Source organism: Arthrobacter sp., assembly GCF_030540645.1.
Taxonomy (GTDB): Bacteria; Actinomycetota; Actinomycetes; order Actinomycetales; family Micrococcaceae; genus Specibacter.
In genome coordinates, this window is record NZ_JAUNVV010000029.1 from 27,745 (window position 1) to 34,034 (window position 6,290).

Annotated in this window: 6 protein-coding genes; 4 read left to right on the plus strand and 2 right to left on the minus strand. The window is 60.9% G+C overall.

Annotated features, from left to right (window positions below):
- A partial coding sequence (locus tag Q4P21_RS07590) for an aspartate/glutamate racemase family protein (protein WP_303388184.1) occupies nt 1-371 on the plus strand: 371 nt, incomplete at its 5' end.
- A 77-nt stretch (nt 372-448) separates the two neighbouring features.
- Here the strand turns inward: Q4P21_RS07590 and Q4P21_RS16330 are convergent.
- Entirely contained in the window at nt 449-931 is a 483-nt protein-coding gene (locus Q4P21_RS16330) for a TetR/AcrR family transcriptional regulator (RefSeq protein WP_369598874.1), read from the minus strand.
- Nucleotides 932-1,125: 194 nt separating this feature from the next.
- Between Q4P21_RS16330 and Q4P21_RS07595 the strand changes: the two genes are divergently transcribed.
- Entirely contained in the window at nt 1,126-1,302 is a 177-nt protein-coding gene (locus Q4P21_RS07595; protein WP_303388185.1) for a hypothetical protein, read from the plus strand.
- A gap of 36 nt (nt 1,303-1,338) precedes the next feature.
- On the opposite strand, the gene Q4P21_RS07600 is transcribed toward Q4P21_RS07595, so the two are convergent.
- Nucleotides 1,339-2,358: a zinc-dependent alcohol dehydrogenase family protein gene (locus Q4P21_RS07600; RefSeq protein WP_303388186.1), complete on the minus strand. Its 1,020-nt coding sequence runs from the start codon at nt 2,356-2,358 to the stop codon at nt 1,339-1,341.
- 259 nt (nt 2,359-2,617) lie between these two features.
- Here Q4P21_RS07600 and Q4P21_RS07605 point away from each other — a divergent pair, with 259 nt between their 5' ends.
- Nucleotides 2,618-4,804, plus strand: a complete 2,187-nt coding sequence (locus tag Q4P21_RS07605) for a glycosyltransferase (RefSeq protein ID WP_303388187.1) — start codon at nt 2,618-2,620, stop codon at nt 4,802-4,804.
- On the plus strand, nt 4,801-6,105 hold the full coding sequence (locus Q4P21_RS07610; protein WP_303388188.1) for a glycosyltransferase: 1,305 nt from the start codon (nt 4,801-4,803) through the stop codon (nt 6,103-6,105). The genes Q4P21_RS07605 and Q4P21_RS07610 overlap by 4 nt, the downstream gene beginning before the upstream one ends.
- Nucleotides 6,106-6,290 lie beyond the last annotated feature (185 nt).

Below are 6,290 nucleotides of genomic sequence, written 5' to 3' on the forward strand. Positions count from 1 at the left end.
TCGGTATCGGAGAGGGTTCGATTTGGGCAGCATCCCAGAACGGCAGGCTGTTCGGAATGGCCACCAGTACCCCGCTTTTGGTGCCGTCATTGACCCAGCTGGTTGTTGACCACGGCGGGGATTCCCAATTCCGTGGCGTGCAGCTGACGGCTTCTGGCCCCCTGGTGCTGGCGGCTGATCCGGAAAAGCAGTTTCACGAACTGCGGGATGCCGTATTTGCCTCGGTGGACGACGGTGCCCAAGCGGTAATAATTGCCGGCGGCCCGCTCAGCGAGATGGCGCGCAGGCTCACTGCCGAGCACGTTGCGGCCATCATTGAGCCCGTACCCAGCGCCTGTGAACTCGTCATGAAAAGGCTGGCCCGCCGCTGAGCCCATGGCGGCTGAGCCGACTATCAGGGGGGGTGCGTTCAGGTGCGGCCGTTAAGCGTGTGGATTTGTCAATGCTGTCAGGGTGTCCACAATGAGTGAACGGTGTGCTGAGGCAGACCATCCATGGGTTCTGCGAAGATGCACGATTGTGTCTGCGTAGAGTAAAACGTCGGTGATGACCGTAAGTCGTCCAGTGTGCAGCTCCTTGGTGATGAGCCCGTCGGTGGCAGCAGTATCCCAGAATGACCTGCCCAGCTCACTGGTGGCGCGACGTCCACTGGCTCCGTGTCACCTACCAGAGCCCCGTCAACCACCCGTTTGAAAAGCTCTGCCTTAGTCCCGAAACGGATGTAGACGGTACGGGCAGCGACTCCAGCATGCACGGCAATCTGGGCAAGAGTGGGAGCAACACAACCTTGATCCAGAAAGAGGACAGCCGCGGCCGCGATAATCTGGGCCTCGGTTTGGGCCACTCGTTTGGACCTCAAGTCTGGGGTGGACTGGGATTCACCCCTTGCCATCGAGTTCCATGAACACGGCCGACTGACGGGCGTCGCCATGGTACATCCCGACGGCGGGCCGGACTTCGCGCTGAACTTGAACCCTGAGAAAGCGCTTGCCTCGGCAGGATTCGACTACTTTTTCCATAGCCGTCCCGGACCGGGAAGGGATAGAGGCATTGGCGTCCCACCTCAGCAGTCTCGGAGAGAAGCACGCCGGGGTGCACTTCGCGACAATTGGATGGATCCTACCGATGCTGCACGACCCCGACGGCCACGAGATTCGCTTCTACTCGCTGGAACCCCACACCGGAATCGACACGGATTCTCCGCTGGTTATCGATGACGCCGTCGCAAGCGCACAGGCCAAGGAGACGCTGTGGCTTGCCGCCGAGGCAGTGCCGGACGGCGCGACGGGTGCCGCACCGTAAAGCGGTGCGGTCCCATCTTGCCCGGGACATGTCACGTTATGGCGTGAGCAGCACCTTGATAGCTCGGCGTTCGTCCATGGCTTTGTAGGCGTCGGCTGCTTCGTCCAGGGGCAGCGTCAGGTCGAAGACCTTTCCGGGGTTGATTTTGTGGTCCCAGATCAGTTGGATGAGGTCGGGGAGGAACCGGCGCACGGGGGCCGGGCCTCCGTGCAGATGGATAAGGGAGGAGAACAGTTCCCTACCGGGCAGTTCCACGTCGTGGGATACGCCGACGAAACCGACGTGGCCACCGTGGCGGGTGGAGCGGATAGCCTGCAACATCGACTCCTGGGTGCCAACAGCTTCAATGACGCTGTGCGCTCCGAGACCTCCGGTGAGTTCCTTCACCTTGGCAACGCCGTCGTCCCCACGTTCTGAAATGATGTCCGTTGCCCCGAACTCACGGGCCAATGCCTGCCGGTCATCGTGCCGCGACATGGCGATGATCCGTTCAGCGCCCAGCTGCTTGGCCGCCAGTATCCCCAGGAGACCCACGGCTCCGTCTCCGACGACGGCGACGGTCTTGCCCGGCCCAACTTCGGCAGCGACAGCGGCGAACCAGCCGGTGCCCAAAACATCCGATGCGGCCAGCAGGGAAGGGATGAGGTCGGGGTCGGGCTGGCCGGGGGTGGCCACCAATGTTCCGTCGGCGTGGGGAATGCGGGCAAATTCTGCCTGGGTGCCAATGGCGCCCATCGGAAATACGTGGACGCAGCGGGATTGGTAGCCGGCCTGGCAGATTTCGCAGCTGTTGTCCGAGGCCATGAACGAACCCACCACGAAGTCGCCGGGCTTGATGGTTTTTACATCCGGACCGACCTCTTCGACCACACCGACATACTCGTGGCCCATGGGGGCGTCCGGGGCTTTGTCCGCACCCCGGTAGAGCCATAGATCGGATCCGCAGACGCAGGATGCCGTGACCCGGATAATCGCGTCCGTGGGTTCAAGGATGGTCGGGTTGTCCCTTTCGGCGATGCGCACATCGCCGGGGGCGTGCATGATGACTCCGCGCATGGTGGTTTTGCTCCTTGCAGTCGATTTACCTGTCAGTACAAGAAAACCACTATTTGCGCCCGTGCGGGAGACGCTGCACCTAACTCGATTACGACGTGCCGGCAGAACACGCAATTCCCCTGTCGGAGAAATATCGGGCACTCACATAGTTGGTTTTGCGCTTTGCCAATAGGATTTAAGTTGTATTTCACCTGCTGTGCTGGCGAGGACCTACTCCTGAAGAGGTATATGCGTGAGGGTTCAAAACTGTCTTGATGCATTGAAGCAGACCGATCGGCTCGTAGATGCTCTGCGATTGGCCGATGACCTGGCTGTTCAGGCGGCCAGCAACGGAGGTGTGCGAAATCTACGTATTCTTCGCAGCGCAATCAGCTCGAACGACCAAATTGTTGCGATCGCAGCAATTCATGCGTTGGCAAAAATGGGTGGCGAGGAAGTCGACCTGGTTTTGTCCGAACTCCTCTCCAGCGACCATGGTTTCGTTCGCGAGCATGCAGCGTGGGCGCACAGGTCCCGTGTTCCCCGGTCGGAATCCATTGGACGGTTGATTGGTCTGGTTGCTTCCGGAGGCTTCGTGGCCATGCTGTCCCAGCGCACCCTGGAAGCGTGGGCGTCGACTGCACCCGACCTCGTTGCCATTGGCCTTGAAAGCGCCCTGCTGGGTGTCAGCGACCCGGGGAGCCGGTATCGATTGGTGGAGACACTCGGGTTGGTGCACCACCCTGTCGCCACCGCTCCGCTGATGCGCACAGCCCAGGACGAGAACGAAGATGTGAGCGCTCGCGTGGCTGCCGTTGCAGCTTTGGGTCAACGCCCGGAGGAACCAAAGATAGTCGAACTGCTGACACAAATCGTCGACGCTGGTGGAAAGCTGGCCGAAATCGCCCGACTTTCCCTCGTGGATCTTGACGCTCGCAAAACACCGGAGCGTGATCATGCAATCCTGCAGCACGGAAGAGGTCTGACAGTCGCGCAACTTTTCCTCCACGCCGACATTGACCCGCTCTTGAGCCATTCTGGTAGCGGCGACAACGGCGGGATAGCCACCCTGCTGGTGCGTCTGGGTGATGCGCTCGTTGCTGGCCAGCATCCCGGCAGCGATGACAGAGATAGTGAAGCGACGCGCTGCTTGCCAGTCGATCGGGTACTGACGCTCTCCAGAGGTGATGCACTCGAAGCGTCGCAGAGCGTCGCAACACTGGGCCAGAGCCGGCACGGCCACATTTATGGGCGTATACCCCTGCTGCAGGACGCCAAGCCATCATCGGCAAACGCCTGGACCATGCTGGTGGCCGCCCGGAGGGGCATTAGCCGGATACTCAGGGCTGCCGAAGGGGTTCAAGCCATTCATCTGCGGATGGCGGACGTGGGCAGTCTGGCTGCGTTCGACGTCGCCCGGGCGTTGGATATACCCGTGGTCTTTACCGTGGCGCCGGATCCTCACGCCGTCATCGACTCGATGGATCGTGCAGGAACCCTCAACCGGAAGAACTTCGGGGACGTTGACGAGGTGGAACATTTTTGGTTCCGCGCCCGTCTGGTTCAACGGCTGGCTACCAACTCAGCCCACAGCGTCTTCTTCCCCCGCCCAAACCTGCGCCACGACATTATTGACTTGGTCGGAATCGATATAGCGAAGGAACCCAAGCGGCACACCATCGTCCCGGAAGGCATTGATTTGGGGGTGATTGACCGGGCAGTTCTGGAAGCCCAGTCCTTTGCTTCGGGTAGACCAGGGACGGCAGCGCTACTGGAACTTCGCGATCTTCTCAGCGAACTTCCAGAAGAACGCCGCGGACTGCCCTTGCTGACCAGTGTTGGACGGTTCCACCGGGTGAAGGGAATGGCCACCATCGTTGAAGCGTGGGCTGGAAGCGACCTTCGCCACCGAACGAACCTTCTGCTGATTGGTGGAAATCTGCAACACCCATCCGCCGACGAACGCGAACAACTGACGCGCATCCACGCAGTTGTCAGTCCCACCGATCGAATCACGGAAGGCCTGGTGCTTCCTGGACACCGGCCCAACGACACCGTGGCCCGCTGGGTCGCCGCGACTCGAACCGGGCTGCCGGGTTTCGCCGCTCCGAACGGTGTCTACGTCTGCGGAAGTCTGAAGGAAGAATTTGGCATTGCCTTGCTTGAAGCCATGGCAGCGGGCTTGCCGGTGGTCGGACCCAACAACGGAGGTCCCGCAACATATGTGGAACAGGGACGGACCGGATTCCTCACGACAACCTGGAACACCACGTTGCTGCGCGACGCCATCGTCGCAGCCTTGCGCTGTGCAGCCGCTGAAGGTGCGCAGGAGCGGGCGGCTTACGCACGCAGCGTTGTCCAGGATCGTTTCACGATCCAAGCCATGGCCCACACCTTGAATCAGGTGTATTCCGATGTCCACCACGACGATATTGAACTGCGAAGAGAATTGATTTCCTCACCATGACACTTCTGATCATCAGCCCGGACTACGCTTCACACCTCTTTCCACTGGCTGCCATGGGAACCAGTTGGCGGGATGCCGGCGAGAGGGTGGTGGTGGCCACGGGTCCAGCCACCGCGTCCATTGTCGAATCCTTTGGATTCGAACATGTGCCCCTGCAGCTCAGCCGGGGCTCGAACCCAGGGGTGATCCGCGCCGAGGAACAGCCTGCCGGCGAAGACGACGCGTTGCTGGGATTCTTCTCAGCAACGCGCAGGGGGATGATCGAGACGCTCGGTTTTCAGGCGGAAGCCCGCCTGAACGACCTCATGTGGGAGCCTGTCATGACGGCACGGGCAGTCCAAGCAATCATCGCGGAACTAAACCCGGAGACGATCATTGTTGATCACCTTGCCTTCAGCGCACGTCTGGCCATGGTTGCTGCAGGAATCCACCATATTGACGTTGTCCTGGGCCATCCCACAGCCTTGCCACTACCGCTTGCCGCTGAAGTGTATGGTCTGCCTCCTGCCTGGCCGGCTGCGTTCTCCCCGGCGGCGGCAGAGCTCAACGCCTTGAAAGAGCTTTGTGAACAGGTCAGTAAATCGTTCACCGCCGAGTGGAACTTGGCGTTGCATGAATTGGATCCCACCCTGGAACCGTCGCCGGACGCATTCGCTGAGCATGGCGACTTGCTCGTTTTCAACTACCCGGCCGAACTGATGTCCCAGGAACGGGCCGCACTGCTTCCAGATCACGTGTTCATGGGCTCTTCTGTCCGTTCCGAACCGACTGAGCCGCACGTTGAGCAGTGGCTCGCAGCGACAAACGAACCCTTTGTGTATGTCAGTTTCGGCAGTTTCCTTTCGGTGCGTGACGACGTACTGGGCAAGGTCGTCGCAGCACTGCGGGAATCGGGGATCCGTGCCGCTGTTGCCTACGGTTCAGCGGACGTGTCGGTGCTCGGTGAAATTCCGGACCACTGGCTGGTGGGTGAATTCCTTCCACAGGTGACTCTGCTGGCATCAGCGGCCGCAGGTGTTACGCACGGGGGCAACAACAGCGTCACTGAATCCATGACATACGGGGTGCCGTTGGTGGTGCTGCCCTTCTCCACCGACCAGTTCGCCGGGGCTGCAGCCCTTGAGGCCGCCGGCTTTGGCGCTGCGTTGGCCCCGAACACCACAACGGTTGCGGATATCCAACAGGCGCTGGCCGCCATGCTGGAATTGCCCGCGGAAAAACGTGCGGCCCTGCATGAACTGGGGGCGACCCTGCGCCAAGGCAACTCATATGCCCAAATTCGTTCGGCACTGAAGGAATAGCTGCCGAGTGTGTGCGCAGGGGCGGCCAGTTACCGGCGGCCTCGTCGTCAGGTTGGGAGAATCAGGACTTGCTGCCTGGCATTCTCAGCTTGCAGCTCCGGAAGGAAGTGCGCCACCTTCGTCGGCCCAGTCCTGGCCCACGTCGTCGCTCAACGCTGGGTCCGAGTCCACATCGGGGAGGGCAG

Bases quoted from the DNA above. Each gene is read 5' to 3' on its own strand.
- Q4P21_RS07600 (WP_303388186.1), bottom strand. From the start codon at position 2,358: ATGCGCGGAGTCATCATGCACGCCCCCGGCGATGTGCGCATCGCCGAA.
- Q4P21_RS16330 (WP_369598874.1), bottom strand. From the start codon at position 931: ATGGCGACGCCCGTCAGTCGGCCGTGTTCATGGAACTCGATGGCAAGG.
- Q4P21_RS07610 (WP_303388188.1), top strand. From the start codon at position 4,801: ATGACACTTCTGATCATCAGCCCGGACTACGCTTCACACCTCTTTCCA.
- Q4P21_RS07595 (WP_303388185.1), top strand. From the start codon at position 1,126: ATGCTGCACGACCCCGACGGCCACGAGATTCGCTTCTACTCGCTGGAA.